This is a genomic window from Synechococcus sp. R8-2, from assembly GCF_047461715.1.
Taxonomy (GTDB): domain Bacteria; phylum Cyanobacteriota; class Cyanobacteriia; order Thermostichales; family Thermostichaceae; genus Thermostichus.
This window is the reverse complement of the sequence record NZ_JANSHQ010000145.1, coordinates 1-14,000: the sequence shown is the minus strand read 5'-3', so window position 1 is coordinate 14,000 and position 14,000 is coordinate 1. Positions and strand designations below refer to the sequence as shown.

Genomic DNA, 14,000 nt, shown 5'->3' with positions numbered 1-14,000 from the left:
TTTACGGCGTTTTTTCGGTAAACACTGGTGGGCTCCTCTCTGACGCAGCAGTACTCCAAAAAGGGGGGCCAGCGCGAACCATTGGCATGTCCAAAATCAAGCAACGTCGGATTAAGGAGCTGGAAGTTTCATGCCACCCTGGCACAAAAGTCGGCGACTATGTTCCTTTTTACTTTTGCCCCCGCTCGATCATGCTCTACGTTATCCATTGCGCGAACCATCCCGAATTGACCTATCGCGGTGGGCAGACTCCGATCGTACATCTCGAAGCAGACCTGTATCGGGTCATCGCCTGGGCTGATCACAATGGGGTTCGGTGGGCTTTCTCCCTCTCCAACGCGGGTGCACGCTACGCCGAGTTCCGCTCACAACCCGACTGTCTTGGCGAGCTGGACTGGAATGCCATCGTTGCCAGGGATTTCCGCGACCCAGATATCAAAGAGCGCAAACAAGCAGAATTTCTCGTCCACCGCTATTTCCCCCTTGATCTCGTTGAAAGGATCGGGGTGTGCCAGGCCAGCGTAAAAGACAGAGTCAACCGAGCATTGACGGGGAGTAAGTATAACCCTGCAGTTGAAGTCCATGTCGATTGGTATTTTTAGCGGAGGGAGGCCATGGCCCTTGAGTACTGTATCGGAGATATCTTGGAAGCGGATGCGGAGGCGCTGGTCAATTCCGTTAACTGCGTTGGCGCCATGGGCCGTGGCATTGCCCTGCAGTTTAAGAAGGCCTGGCCTGAGAACTTCAAGGCCTACGCGGCAGCTTGCCGACGGGGGGAAGTCCAACCGGGCAAAATGTTCGTTTTCGAGACCGGAAACCTGACCAATCCGCGCTACATCATCAATTTCCCCACAAAACGCCACTGGCGGGGGAAGTCGCGGATCGAGGATATAGAAGCTGGGCTGAAGTCCCTTGCCGAGGAGATCAGGCATCTTGGTCTGCGCTCAGTCGCTTTGCCACCCCTAGGCTGCGGCCTCGGGGGTCTTCATTGGCCCGATGTGCGCTCCCGCATCGAGCAGGCGCTAGCAGAACTTCCCGACGTCCACATCCTTGTCTTTGAGCCCACCGGGCCTCAGCCTTTACCGAAGAGCATGCGCCGTGGGCAGGTTCCTACCCTAACTCCGGGAAGGGCGGTGCTGGTGGGCCTCATGGAACGTTACACCAACGGCCTACTGGTTCCCTTCGTTTCCCTGCTCGAGCTGCACAAGCTGATGTACTTCCTGCAGGAAGCCGGGGAGCCGCTTCGCCTGCGATTTACAAAGGGCGTTCATGGACCCTACGCCGAGAACTTGCGGCATGTTCTCAAAGAAATCGAGGGATATTACATCTCTGGGTACGGCTCGGGCGGTGATCGACCAGACAAGAAGCTGGAACTGGTGCCCGGTGCTGTCGAGGAAGCCCATAGATATCTCGCTGGACAGCCAGAGACGAGAGAACGCTTTGAGCGTGTCAGCGACCTCGTGGAGGGCTTTGAGTCGCCCTATGGTCTAGAATTGCTGGCTACTGTCCACTGGATCGTGACTCGTGGGCACCCTTCTACGACGGCAGAGTTGGTGGAAAGCTTCTACGCCTGGGGAGATAGAAAACAACAATTCAGTAGCAAACAGATCCTGCTTGCCGCTCGAGTTTTGGCAGAGAAGGGGTGGTTCAAGGCACTTCCAACAGAGCCGCTTGCGGCCAGCCGAAGCCAGTTCGAAACACGGCCCTAGCGCTCTGCACTACTTCCGGTCTGGAACCTGCGAACACGACTACCCCTTGCCTGCAGCAAGTACCTACTCATAAATCCAGCTTTGGGCAACCGGTGTCCAGCTCACCAATTCCGACTCATCGAACCAAAGGGCGATCTCCCGCTGCGCGGTTTCAACTCCATCGGAGCCGTGAATGAGGTTGCGGCCAATGTCGATGCCAAAATCGCCGCGAATGGTGCCCGGTTCTGCCTCCAGGGGGTTGGTCTTGCCGATGAGCTTACGGGCGGCAGCAATCACCCCTTTGCCCTGCCAGACCATAGCCACCACCGGCCCCGAGGTAATGAACTTCACCAAACTGTGGAAGAAGGGGCGCTCCTTGTGTTCGGCGTAATGGGCTTCCGCCAGCTCTTGGCTCACTTGCACCAGCTTCAGGCCCACCAATTGGTAGCCCCGGCTCTCCAGGCGCTGGATGATGGTGCCCACCAGCCCCCGCTGCACGCCGTCTGGCTTGATGGCAATAAAGGTGCGCTCCATGGGATCTCCCCTCGTTTTACAGATCTTCACCGCTATCCTTGTACCGGATCGGGGATCCCGAGCGCAAGGGAGCAAAATTAGCGCTTTTTACGCGCCCACCACTGCCAAGGTCAGGAAGGCAGCCCCCACCACTGTAATCGCCCAGCCGGCCCAGCGGGTTAAGCCAGGGATCCGCAACCCCCAGCGTTCTGCTGCCCAAAGGGCCAGGAGAGCTACCCCATACTGGACGGTGCTCAACCCCAGTAGATATCCCACCCAAGGCATGGGTTGGGCGCCGATAATGGTTTCGGCGTAGGCATAGCCATGGAATAGCCCCGCCAGGGATCCCCCTATTAGCAAGAGCCAACTTGGGATCTGCCGCGGTTGCACCAGCAGCAAGCCGAAGAGAACCACGGAAGAGGCAATGGCCAGCTCCGTCAGTTCCAGGGGATCCCAGCCGGCCAGGTGGATCCCAGTGCCCACCAGACCCGCTAGCACAAAGCCCAGCGGGATCCCGTAGCGCCAGGGCTGCCCCGCCGCCACAAGACCGATGGCCACGACGAAGGCCAGGTGATCCAAGCCAATGACAGGGTGAGCCAGCCCGGAGAGAAATCCCTCCCAGGCCGTTGCAGGCAGTTTCCCTCCCAGGGCGTGGTGGGCAAAAGCCGGCGAAAAAAACCCCGTAACTGCCAGTGCACCCCCAGCAGCGGCAAAGCTGGGGATCCCTTCCTTCCGCCACCGCCCAAGCGGCGATGGGACTTGCTGCCACAGCCAAGACATGCTTTTGGACCTCCCTGAGTTCTCTCAATAGCTGCCCAGATCTCCCAGTCTAGGGGCGCTCTCTGTACCCTTGCAGATTTTCCGGCTCAAACTGGCGCAAAATCCGCGTGGCTTCGCGGAGGCGGGTTTCGTTCTCTTCTTCCACAATGAGCACGTACTTGCCCGCAGCGAGGCGGTTGCGGTAAGCCAAAGCATCGCCGGAGCCACCAGACAAGCCCACTCCGCCGCCGACGAAAAAGCTGCCCATGGCCCCGCCCATCGCGCCCAATAGGCCGCCGATCAGGTGGTTGCCTATAGGTCCCGCCCAGGCAAAGGTATCCAAACCACTCAAAACGCTGAACCCCACCCCGGCCAAAAAGCCAAAGGGCACCAACCAAATGGCCAGGCGCCGCATCTGACGGCGGGCCGCTTGGGCCGGGTCAATCAGCCCAAACTCGTCGGCACTCTTGTAGCCCCGCCCCAGCAGATGCAATCGCTCCAGGGAAAAGCCGGCTTGTTCCAGGGCGCTGTAGGCCGCCTCAGCGGCTATGCGATCCGGCAGTACCGCGATTAAATAGCTCATGGACCCGGGGATCCAATCCGTTCCACATCTTATTGTCTGCCAAGTTTGAGCGAGGATCCCTGTGACCCAGTCTGGCTCCACTAGCGCTCCATCTACTAGCCTCTACCAGCGCTTTTACGAAGTGGTGCGGCGGATCCCGCCGGGCCGAGTGGCCACCTATGGGCAGGTGGCGCGGGTTGCCGGTTACCCCGGCTATGCTCGCCAGGTGGGCTATGCTTTGTTTCGCCTGCAAGGCCAAAACACCGACATCCCTTGGCACCGGGTGATCAACGCCCAGGGCTGCATTTCCTACTCCCCTTTTCGCCTGGGCTACGACGACCTGCAGAAAGCGCTGCTGCAAGCCGAAGGGATCCACTTCGACGCCGAGGGCCAGGTGGACTTGCAACAATTTGGCTGGGATCCAGGGGAAGTTTAACCTAGGCTTGACCTAACCTTAAACAGGTCATAGCGAAACCCCAATCCCAGCCTTGGTAACGTGAACGCGGATGCGTCCTCTCTTGTGGATGGAGTGAAGGAATTGTCATGAAACCAGCTTGCCGTGCTCGAGGGTCTGCCCCTGCCAAGAGATGGCTCCCGGATTGGCTGAACCCTCTGGCCAGGTCCCTGTGGGTCGGGTTGTGGTGTTTGGTGCTGAGCCTGGCCAGCGCCTGCGGTAGCAGCAGCTCGGTTCCCCCAACCGGCGGAGGGGCTGGGTTTATCGCCTCGGATCCCAATGTGGCTCTCTCGACTCAGCCGCCCGCTTTTACCCTGCAAATCCTACATGCCAGCGACTTGGAAGCCTCGATCGCTGCCGTACAAGATGCGCCGCGCTTCTCGGCGGTGGTGAACGCTCTGCGCCCCCAATTCCCAAATACGGTGGTGCTCTCCAGTGGGGACAACTATATCCCCAGCCCCTTCTACAATGCCAGCACGGATCGGTCTCTGCAAGGCCGTTACAACCTCACCCCTGGCAAAGCCGATATCGAGATCATCAACGCCATTGGCTTTGAGGCGGCTGCCTTCGGCAACCACGAGTTCGACCAAGGCACGCGCCAAATTCGCGACCTCATCCGGCCCGACACTGGCCGCGGCTACGCTGGGGCTCGTTTTCCCTATCTGAGCGCCAACCTCAGCTTCAGCGGTACCGGCGAATTGGCTAGCTCTGACTTTGCCGCTGATGGTCAAGAGGCCAGCTCTATCCGCGGCAAGATCGCCAAGACGGCGGTGATCACGGTAGGAGGGCAGCGGATCGGTCTGGTGGGAGCCACCACCACCCGTTTGGCGGCCATCTCTAGCCCCGGCCCCGAGGTGAGGGTAGAAGGCAGGGTGGACGATACTGACCAGGTGAGTGCCGCTCTAATCCAGGGCTTCGTCGATCAACTCACCGCTCAGGGCATCAACAAAATTATCCTCCTAGCCCATCTGCAACAGTTGCAAAACGAGGTAGCCCTGGCCAGCCAATTGCGAAATGTGGACATCATCATTGCCGGCGGATCCCACCGGGTGATCGCCAAGCCCACCGATCGCCTGCGCACTGAGGATGTGCGCACGGGCGACTACCCCATTCTGCGCACCTCGGCTAGCGGTCAACCGGTGGCAGTGGTGAACACCGGCTCCAACTATCGCTACGTGGGCCGCCTGGTGGTCAGCTTTGACGCCAACGGGGTTATTGCCCGCATTGACCCGGTGAGCGGTGCCTATGCCACCGACGACCAAGGGGTAGCAGCTGTCAGGGGCACCCCCAATCCCGACGTAGTGCGGATAGCCAACGAAATTGGCAACATCATCCGCACCAAAGATGGCCGCACCTTCGGCTCCACCACACAATTTCTCAACGGCCTGCGGGCAGAGGTGCGCACTGAGGAAACCAACCTGGGCAACCTCACTGCCGATGCCAACCTGGCCTACGCCAGAACGGTTGATCCTTCTACGGTTATCTCCCTGAAAAATGGCGGTGGCATTCGCGCTCCCATTGGGGCTACCACCAGCGGCGGCGGCGGTGAGCCGGTGCGGCGCATCCCACCGGTGGCTAACCCTGAAGCCGGCAAGCAGTCCGGTCAAATCTCTCAGCTGGACATCGAAACGGCCCTTGCTTTTAACAACGGCCTCTCTCTGTTGACCGTCACCGCTGAGGAACTGAAGCAGATAGTGGAACACGGGGTGGCGCAAACCCAGCCGGGAGCTACGCCGGGCCGCTTCCCCCAAATTGGCGGCTTTGCCTTTAGCTTTGATCCCTCGCGGCCACCGGGATCCCGCGTCCTCTCCTTGCGGGTGGATACGCCCACAGGTCGGGATGTGGTGGTGCGCAACGGCCAAGTGCAAGGGGATCCCAGACGCACCTTCCGCCTGGTGACCCTGGACTTCTTGGCCAACGGTGGGGATGACTATCCCTTCCCTCGCCTGTCCAACCCCAACCGGGTGAACTTGGCCCCCAGTTCCGGCATCACCTTCGATACCCCCGGCAGCGAGCAAGATGCCTTGGCTCGGTATTTGCGGCAGATCGGCGTGTTCACCCAAGCAGACACCCCGCCTGCCCAGGATACCCGCATCCAGAATCTGTCGGCCCGCCCCGATACGGTGCTGCAAGGGCTGTAGATTGGGTTAATGGACTGAGGCGGATGGATCCGGAGGAGTAGGGATTCCGATGCCAGACTCACTTCTTGCAAAAGGGGAGAGTGGCTTGGGTTAATTCCCTCAGCAACGCCATAGAAAATGTCTTGAGCTTTTTAGGAAAGACTACAGGAAGGGATCCCTGGCCAGTGTCAAGGATCCCTTTTCTTTTTCCTACTCCTATCCCTGCTGGTGTTACTTGGCAACGTTTACCGGGGTGCCCAGGCGGGCCGTGAACCTTGCGGGCATTGCCCACAATAGGTGGATTTGTATACGGATTGAATTGCTTCCTCAAGGAGGAATCATTACCATCAAGGGTGACGTTCGCTCCTTTTGCTGTTCATGACTCTGGAGACGTTTTTTACCCAGCTCAACGCCAATGGCTTAGCCATTGCGCTTTTGCTCTTTGCCACCCCTTGGGTGGTTTGGGTTCTCTGCGACTGGATCCCAGGCCAATGGGAGGAACCTTTTTTGCTCAGCTTAAGTATCGGCTTGGGAGCGGTAACTCTTGTCCTCTGGGCGGGCTACTTGGCCTATGCCACCAACACCGCCGGCTGGCAGGCGGTGGTGAAGCAGGCGGATATGTTCTTGCTGCTGGTGCCTCCCTGGACTTTTCTTAGCTCCATCTGGGTGGCGCGGCAGCGCATGCCTCTCTCGCGGGTGCCGGCTTTTCGCACCTTGCAAGGGATCGGCATTTTGGCGGCAGTCTATCTTATTTTTTCTTGGCTCAGTCGCCGGGTTTATCTTGTCTTTTTTTCCTACATGCCCTTTTCGGCTTTCTTGTGGATCCTGGCAGGGCTGTTGGGGGTGGCGTACATCGGCTATCGCATCATCTTCGGGGATCCGCCCAAGTACCCGCCTGAAACCTGAGGGGACGGACAGCAGGGACTAAAATCAAGGGAGACCTTTTGCAACTTGGCAATGGTGACCGTCCCTCTGACTTCAGCCCTGAATATCGACTATCGTCCTCTACAGGAGCTGTTATCGGCGGGAGCCTGGCTGGAGGCGGATCGGCTGAGCCTACAACTGCTATGTCGGGCGGCAGGAGAGGGGGCGGCGCGGCGGGGCTGGCTGTATTTTTCCGAGGTGAGCCGGATCCCGGTCGAGGATCTGCGCACGATCGATCGCCTGTGGCGGGCGGCCTCCGGGGATCGCTTTGGCTACTCGGTGCAGCGGCAACTGTGGCTGGGGGTGAATCGCAACTGGGAGCGCCTTTGGCCCCTCATCGGCTGGAAACAGGGCTACCACTGGACTCGCTACCCCGACGAGTTTACCTGGGATCTGTCTGCCCCCAAAGGCCACCTACCCCTCTCCAATCAACTGCGGGGCGTGCGGGTGCTGGAGGAGTTGCTCACCCACAAGGCTTGGGAAGAAGTGTCTGGCTGAGCATCCCTGGTTACTGGCTGAATCATAATTGGACTGGACTGTGGCCGAGCAACTGCAACTAACCCAATTTCCCAACTTGCCCATCGACCTGGCCCAGGCCTGTGAGCAGGCCATCCAGGCCACACGGCTGGCTATGCAAGCAGGATATCGCCGCCTGCTCATTGAGATCCTGGCTCCTGAGATTAAACCGGAAGTCTTGGCCCGTCCGTTTTTGGAGCTGCTGCAACCGCCTGCTTTGGTGCTATTCAGCGATGCCGGCGGAGCAGCCCTGGCCCAGCGGGAATGGGGATCCCTGCCAGAAGGGATTGAATTACAGAGCTTGACTTCCCGGACTCAACCTACCCCAGAACAGAGCATCCTGTTGGTGATGCCCGCGGTTTACAGCTTGGATCAGGTGGAGCGGGTTTGCCAAGCGGTCAGTGGCGGGGATCCCTCTGGGCTGGCTTCCAAAGGACGGGATCCCAAACCCGTCGTGCTGCTCAACCCCCAATTGCAGGATGCCGCCACCGTGGGTGTGGGTCTGGCCGGTCGCCGTCTGCGTCAGCGGTTCCTGAGCACCTTTGAGACCAGCTACTACCTGCGCTCATTGGTGGAGGGAGCCCTGTTTCGCGCCTATCCGGATCCCTGGAGCGTGTGGCAGCAGGAAGAGCCCGGCCTCTACAGCGTCTTGAAGACTTTTATTGCCCAGCCCACCGGCGAGGAAGTGGCCGAACTGTTCAGGGCCAGCAAGGGAAAGGATCCCTGGTGGAGCTGGCGGCGCTGGCTGGGATCCCTGTGAGGGTCAGGATCTCATGGGGAGAGAGGCCAGGGGTGAGGGTTAGTACTATCTCAAACTCTTTTAATAAAGACTATAAAGCTCCCCGCCTCATCTCTATTTCGGTGATATGATCACACCACGCTAGGAGTGTCTGGGGATCCCCCCCAGGCTGAGATTACATCCTCAGAACCTGATCTGGTTCATACCAGCGTAGGAAAGCGAGCACTGGAGTTGACAACATGCGCAGCGAATGGGTTGCCCGTCGCCGTGGGCAAGCAAATGTAACGCAGATGCACTTTGCCCGTCAGGGCGTGATTACCGAAGAGATGGAGTACGTGGCCCGGCGGGAAAACCTGCCGCCGGAACTGATCCGCTCGGAAGTGGCCCGGGGTCGCATGATCATCCCTGCCAACATCAATCACACCAACCTCGAGCCGATGTGCATTGGGATCGCTTCCCGGTGCAAAGTCAATGCCAACATTGGCGCTTCCCCTACTTCTTCCGGCTTGGCCGAAGAGCTGGAAAAGCTGAAATTGGCCATCAAATACGGCGCCGATACCGTTATGGATCTGTCCACCGGCGGGGGCGATTTGGATGAAATTCGCACAGCCATTATCCAAGCTTCTCCAGTGCCCATTGGCACGGTGCCCATCTACCAGGCCCTAGAAAGCGTGCATGGCAATGTCGAAAAACTCTCGGCAGAAGATATCTTGCATATTATCGAAAAGCAGGCCCAGCAAGGGGTGGACTACATGACCATCCATGCCGGGATCCTGATCGAATATCTGCCGTTGGTGCGCCATCGCCTGACGGGAATTGTTTCTCGTGGGGGTGGGATCCTGGCCCGTTGGATGTTGGCCCACCACAAACAAAACCCGCTTTATACCCACTTCCGCGACATTATCGAGATTTTCAAGAAATACGATGTTTCTTTTAGTCTGGGAGATTCTTTGCGACCGGGATGTTTGCACGATGCCTCTGATGAGGCGCAACTGGCGGAGTTGAAAACCCTGGGCCAGCTGACCCGCATGGCCTGGGAGCACGATGTGCAGGTGATGGTAGAAGGGCCGGGGCACGTGCCGATGGATCAAATTGAATTTAACGTGCGCAAGCAAATGGAGGAGTGCGACGAAGCTCCCTTCTACGTTTTGGGGCCTTTGGTAACCGATATTGCGGCAGGCTATGACCACATCAGCTCCGCCATTGGGGCGGCCTTGGCTGGCTGGTATGGTGCGGCAATGCTCTGCTACGTCACCCCCAAGGAACACTTGGGTTTGCCCAATGCTGAGGACGTGCGCAACGGCCTCATTGCCTACAAAATTGCCGCCCATGCTGCCGACATTGCCCGTCACCGGCCTGGGGCCAGGGATCGCGATGATGAGATGTCCAGAGCTCGCTATAACTTCGACTGGAACCGGCAGTTTGAATTGTCTTTGGATCCAGAACGCGCCAGAGAATATCACGACGAAACCTTGCCGGCAGATATCTACAAAACGGCAGAGTTCTGCTCCATGTGTGGGCCAAAGTTTTGCCCCATGCAAACCAAAATGGATGCAGAGGCTTTGAGTGAGCTGGAGCAGTTCTTGGCCGCGCAGCCAACAGGGTAAGCCTTGGTTCATCCCCAATCCAATGGGTTGAAACCATCTTCTGTCCTGCCTATGGACTGGATTGGGATCCCTGTCTCAAGTTCTCAAGAAGTCAGGTCTAGAGCCCTGTCTTGCTGCAGGGATCCCTGCCCTTTGCGGCGGGGAGTGTGTCAAGCTGATCTGTAGAAGAACCATTGCAGTTGGCTCACTTGAGCACAGAGGATGACATGGCACTTAGACAACTCGGGCATGTCGCCATCCGGGTAGAAGACATCCCCAAGGCGGTGGAGTTCTACCAAAAGCTGGGCATGGTCAACGTCTGGCAGGATCCCGACTGGGCCTACATGAAGGCGGGAGAGGATGGGCTGGCACTGCTGGGGCCGGGCTACCGCGCGGCAGGGCCTCACTTTGGCTTTGTCTTCGACAGCATAGAGGAGCTTCGGCAAGAGCACCAGCGCCTGAAATCCCAAGGGATCCTGGTGGGGGAAATCCACAGCCACCGGGATGGCACTGCCTCTTTCTACGGCAAGGATCCCGACGGCAACCTGTTTGAGTTTTTGTATGAACCTGCGGGAACCTTCGACCAAGCCAAGGCAGCCCAAGCCACAGCTTGACTTAGCACCTTGAGGGCGCTCCCCCAAGTACTCTCAGTTTGTCCAACGCAAAGGGATCCTCTTGTACACAGGGGATCCCCTTTTTGACCAGCATTTACCCGACTTGAGCCAGTGGGAGCTGCCCACTCAGTCACCAGATCTGCTGGAGGTTTGCACGTACAAAATCACCAGGAAGATGGCGGGCACCAGAACGACTAAGAGAGTGGCCAAGATGCCCAGGTAGTTCGTCTCCATAACTCCAAATGCCACAAGCCCAACTGGCAGTCAGCATACCACTCTTGAGTACGACTTGCCCAAAGGGAAAACGGGCGGGCCAAGGCTAGGGCTTGGTTTTGACCGAAACATCCCCCAACACCTTGGTCTGGCAGGCAAGGCGGTAGCTGTCGGGCTTGCGCTTGAGCTTGCGGTTTTCCGCCTCGGTGCGAGGGGAGAGGTTCTCGGATCCCTCAACAATCTCCACCACACAGGTGCCACACTGGCCGTTGCCGCCGCAGTTGAGCAGCTTGGCCATCATTTTGTAGAGATCGATCTGGTTTTCCAGAGCCTTCAAGCGCAAGTTAGCGCCTTCAGCGACGAAGATCTCTCGGTTCTCGTTGACGAAGCGAATCGTTGCCATACCCCTGCCAGAAACCACGACACCTTTCAGCCTGAGCCAGGAGAGCGCTCACAGTTGCTAAGTATTGTAACATTTTAAGTCATATTTTTAATCTCCGGCGAGAGATCTGGGAAGATGATGCCTAAAGTGAGACGGCATCCTGCCTGAAGCCACTCAGGTCGGTAGCGTTTCGTTATACTGTTTGATGCCCGTGATGGAAATTCTGAGAGCGATATCCTCTTGGGTGCGCTCAGGGGTTCAAGCGGGTGCGGCACCCCCCGACTCTGAAGAGACTGCTCGGGTCAGGATCCCAGGTAAGATGTCGGCTTAATTGTTTGACTGGATATCGCGCAAGTGTTGGAGAACGTGGAGGACCGAGCTTTATGGGACTACCGTGGTATCGGGTCCATACGGTTGTACTGAATGACCCAGGTCGCCTGATCGCGGTTCACCTGATGCATACCGCTCTGGTAGCAGGTTGGGCCGGGTCGATGGCGCTCTATGAAACGGCCATTTTCGATCCGTCGGATCCTGTCCTGAATCCGATGTGGCGTCAGGGCATGTTTGTCATGCCATTTATGGTTCGCCTGGGGGTGGTCAACTCCTGGGGCGGTTGGAATATCTACGGCGAGAGCGTTGCCAATGCGGGCTTCTGGACGTTTGAAGGGGTAGCCACTGCCCATATCGTTTTGTCCGGCTTGCTCTTCTTGGCTGCCTGCTGGCACTGGGTGTACTGGGATCTGGAGCTGTTCCGGGATCCCCGCACCGGCGAGCCGGCTTTGGATCTGCCGAAAATATTTGGGATCCACCTGCTGCTGGCCGGGATCCTCTGCTTTGGGTTTGGCGCCTTTCACCTGACGGGGGTGTTTGGCCCGGGGATGTGGGTGAGCGATCCCTATGCGACGACGGGACACGTCCAGCCGGTAGCACCGGAATGGGGGCCAGCCGGTTTTAACCCCTACAACGCCGGAGGGGTGGTGGCCCACCACATTGCTGCAGGCATCGTGGGCATCATTGCAGGTCTATTTCACATCACGGTACGCCCACCCCAGCGCCTCTATCGCGCTCTGCGAATGGGGAACATCGAGACGGTGCTTTCCAGCTCGATCGCGGCGGTGTTTTTTGCCGGTTTTGTGGTGGCCGGAACCATGTGGTACGGCAGCGCCACTACCCCTGTGGAGCTGTTTGGTCCCACCCGCTACCAATGGGATTCTGGCTATTTCAACCAGGAGATTAACCGCCGGGTAAATGCGGCCATGGAAGCCGGGATGACCCGCAGCGAGGCCTACAACTCCCTGCCCAAATCTTTGCTCTTCTACGACTACGTGGGCAACAGCCCGGCCAAGGGGGGTCTGTTCCGAGCTGGCCCCATGAACAAAGGGGATGGCATTGCCATCGAGTGGCTGGGCTACCCGGTGTTCCGTGACCGCGAAGGGCGGGAGCTGACGGTGCAGCGGATGCCCAATTTCTTCGAAACCTTCCCGGTTATCCTGCGGGATGCCGATGGCGTGGTGCGGGCAGACATTCCCTTCCGTCGGGCAGAGTCTCGCTATAGCTTTGAGCAGGTGGGCGTGACGGTGGAGTTTTACGGCGGCAAGCTGGACGGTCAGGTGTTTACCGACCCGGCAACCGTCAAGAAATATGCCCGCCAGGCCCAGTTGGGTCAGTTGTTTGAGTTCGACCGAGAAACTCCCAAAGCGGACGGCACCTTCCACACCAGCCCCCGCGGTTGGTTTACCTTTGCTCACGCGGTCTTTGCCCTGCTGTTCTTCTTTGGCCACATCTGGCACGGCGCTCGCACTCTCTTCCGCGATGTGTTCGCCGGTATTGACCCGAATATGAGCGAGGAAATGGTGGAGTTCGGCGTCTTCCAGAAAGTAGGGGATCCCACTACCCGCAAGGTGCAGGAAGCCTAGAGCCCTTTTCGGCGATGCCGTCGGCACTCTGCTTCACTTTGGAGATGGGGTGCTGGCGGCTCTGAGTTAATCTGGAATCAAGCCCCCCTTAGCAATCCTTAGCAATTCTGACTTGGAGGTTTCGTATGGAAGTCATCACCTACACCTTTATCCTGTTTTTGACGTTGGGCCTTTTATTTTTCGCAGTTGCCTTTCGGGAAACTCCGAGAATTACCAAGAAGTAACCTAGGGTAATGGCCGCCGTTCCTGCTGTGCCGGGCTCAAGCAAGGCAGAGGGAAGGTCAGTCTCTTTTGAGATTTGTGGTTTAGGCTTAGTTCTGGATGGGGCCGGAGCTCTCTCCGGCTTTCCTATTTGCGGTTGGGTAGCGGCAACTCGGAATGGAGTGATTCCAAAATAAGATTCCAAAATAAATAGTCAAGTAGCGGCAACCTGAGGATCCTTCCTTTTGGGAGAGGAGGGGGGAGTTCTCAGAGCTACTGAGACCCTTTTCGGTACTCTTCAGTACTCTGTAGGAGAACGCTTGTCCTACTGCTCAAATTGAACTCGCTAAGGATGCCTTAGGATGGCTTTTGGGATCCCAGAGACAGCTTAGCTTGGGTTCAGATTCAAGATTGGGTTAACGATGGCAACAGTGCTGCTGGTGGAAGATGATCCGATCAACGCCCGTGTTTTTGAGAAGGTGTTGCGACGGCGGGGAGGTTTTGAGGTCTTTCACAGCCAGGATGTGGAGCAGATTTTGAAGCTGGCCCAGGGGCACGAGGTGGATGTCATTTTGTTGGATGTTTCCCTGTCCCAGAGCACCTTTCGCGGCGAGGCGGTGGACGGGATCCGCATTGCCCAACTGCTGAAGGGGGATCCAAAAAGCCGCTCCATCCCCATTATTTTGGTGACGGCCCATGCGATGCGCGGCGACCGCGAGGCATTTTTGGCCCAGAGCGGGGCGGATGGTTATATCGCCAAGCCGGTGGTGGATCATGAGGAGATGGTGAATCAAGTTCGCCAGGTGTTGTCTC

At 58.0% G+C, this 14,000-nt stretch carries 17 protein-coding genes and 1 riboswitch; of the genes, 12 read left to right on the top strand and 5 right to left on the bottom strand.

Features of this window, described 5'->3' with window-relative positions; genetic code table 11:
- The coding region (locus NW819_RS04125; RefSeq protein ID WP_414412970.1) for a DUF4433 domain-containing protein at nt 1–602 on the top strand (602 nt) is incomplete at its 5' end.
- 12 nt (nt 603–614) lie between these two features.
- On the top strand, nt 615–1,709 hold the full coding sequence (locus NW819_RS04120; protein WP_414412969.1) for a macro domain-containing protein: 1,095 nt from the start codon (nt 615–617) through the stop codon (nt 1,707–1,709).
- A gap of 63 nt (nt 1,710–1,772) precedes the next feature.
- Here NW819_RS04120 and ndk read toward each other — a convergent pair whose 3' ends face one another.
- The 3 genes from ndk to NW819_RS04105 all read right to left on the bottom strand — a co-directional run bounded on the left by ndk (nt 1,773) and on the right by NW819_RS04105 (nt 3,543).
- Complete coding sequence (gene ndk, locus NW819_RS04115; protein WP_011431937.1) at nt 1,773–2,222, bottom strand: nucleoside-diphosphate kinase; 450 nt, start codon at nt 2,220–2,222, stop codon at nt 1,773–1,775.
- Nucleotides 2,223–2,309: 87 nt separating this feature from the next.
- Nucleotides 2,310–2,981 (bottom strand): HupE/UreJ family protein, encoded by a 672-nt coding sequence (locus tag NW819_RS04110; RefSeq protein WP_414412968.1) that lies wholly within the window; start codon nt 2,979–2,981, stop codon nt 2,310–2,312.
- Nucleotides 2,982–3,030: 49 nt separating this feature from the next.
- Nucleotides 3,031–3,543 carry a hypothetical protein gene (locus tag NW819_RS04105; protein WP_011431939.1) on the bottom strand — a complete coding sequence of 171 codons (513 nt, stop codon included), beginning with the start codon at nt 3,541–3,543 and terminating at the stop codon, nt 3,031–3,033.
- A 61-nt stretch (nt 3,544–3,604) separates the two neighbouring features.
- Here NW819_RS04105 and NW819_RS04100 point away from each other — a divergent pair, with 61 nt between their 5' ends.
- From NW819_RS04100 to NW819_RS04070, 7 genes are all read left to right on the top strand, one after another.
- Nucleotides 3,605–3,958 carry an MGMT family protein gene (locus NW819_RS04100; protein ID WP_414329999.1) on the top strand — a complete coding sequence of 118 codons (354 nt, stop codon included), beginning with the start codon at nt 3,605–3,607 and terminating at the stop codon, nt 3,956–3,958.
- A gap of 212 nt (nt 3,959–4,170) precedes the next feature.
- Nucleotides 4,171–6,117 carry a bifunctional metallophosphatase/5'-nucleotidase gene (locus NW819_RS04095; RefSeq protein WP_414412971.1) on the top strand — a complete coding sequence of 649 codons (1,947 nt, stop codon included), beginning with the start codon at nt 4,171–4,173 and terminating at the stop codon, nt 6,115–6,117.
- A gap of 357 nt (nt 6,118–6,474) precedes the next feature.
- Nucleotides 6,475–7,002, top strand: coding sequence for a hypothetical protein (locus tag NW819_RS04090; RefSeq protein ID WP_011431942.1), 528 nt, complete (start codon nt 6,475–6,477; stop codon nt 7,000–7,002).
- 51 nt (nt 7,003–7,053) lie between these two features.
- Entirely contained in the window at nt 7,054–7,518 is a 465-nt protein-coding gene (locus NW819_RS04085) for a GUN4 domain-containing protein (protein ID WP_414412967.1), read from the top strand.
- A gap of 28 nt (nt 7,519–7,546) precedes the next feature.
- On the top strand, nt 7,547–8,296 hold the full coding sequence (locus tag NW819_RS04080; RefSeq protein WP_414412966.1) for a DUF1995 family protein: 750 nt from the start codon (nt 7,547–7,549) through the stop codon (nt 8,294–8,296).
- Nucleotides 8,297–8,408: 112 nt separating this feature from the next.
- Nucleotides 8,409–8,509, top strand: a riboswitch (TPP riboswitch).
- A gap of 5 nt (nt 8,510–8,514) precedes the next feature.
- Nucleotides 8,515–9,882, top strand: a complete 1,368-nt coding sequence (thiC, locus tag NW819_RS04075) for a phosphomethylpyrimidine synthase ThiC (protein ID WP_414412965.1) — start codon at nt 8,515–8,517, stop codon at nt 9,880–9,882.
- Nucleotides 9,883–10,088: 206 nt separating this feature from the next.
- Nucleotides 10,089–10,475 carry a VOC family protein gene (locus tag NW819_RS04070; RefSeq protein WP_414412964.1) on the top strand — a complete coding sequence of 129 codons (387 nt, stop codon included), beginning with the start codon at nt 10,089–10,091 and terminating at the stop codon, nt 10,473–10,475.
- A 126-nt stretch (nt 10,476–10,601) separates the two neighbouring features.
- On the opposite strand, the gene psbM is transcribed toward NW819_RS04070, so the two are convergent.
- The gene (gene psbM, locus NW819_RS04065) at nt 10,602–10,709 is read right to left on the bottom strand and encodes a photosystem II reaction center protein PsbM (protein WP_071818137.1); all 108 of its coding nucleotides are present in this window, start codon (nt 10,707–10,709) and stop codon (nt 10,602–10,604) included.
- 85 nt (nt 10,710–10,794) lie between these two features.
- Entirely contained in the window at nt 10,795–11,091 is a 297-nt protein-coding gene (locus NW819_RS04060) for a 2Fe-2S iron-sulfur cluster-binding protein (RefSeq protein WP_011431947.1), read from the bottom strand.
- 362 nt (nt 11,092–11,453) lie between these two features.
- Between NW819_RS04060 and psbB the strand changes: the two genes are divergently transcribed.
- From psbB to NW819_RS04045, 3 genes are all read left to right on the top strand, one after another.
- Nucleotides 11,454–12,986: a photosystem II chlorophyll-binding protein CP47 gene (gene psbB / locus NW819_RS04055; RefSeq protein ID WP_011431948.1), complete on the top strand. Its 1,533-nt coding sequence runs from the start codon at nt 11,454–11,456 to the stop codon at nt 12,984–12,986.
- A gap of 125 nt (nt 12,987–13,111) precedes the next feature.
- The gene (locus NW819_RS04050) at nt 13,112–13,210 is read left to right on the top strand and encodes a photosystem II reaction center protein T (protein ID WP_414343593.1); all 99 of its coding nucleotides are present in this window, start codon (nt 13,112–13,114) and stop codon (nt 13,208–13,210) included.
- Between the two features lie 399 nt (nt 13,211–13,609).
- Nucleotides 13,610–14,000 (top strand): response regulator (locus tag NW819_RS04045; protein WP_414412963.1); only part of this gene is annotated, 391 nt, incomplete at its 3' end.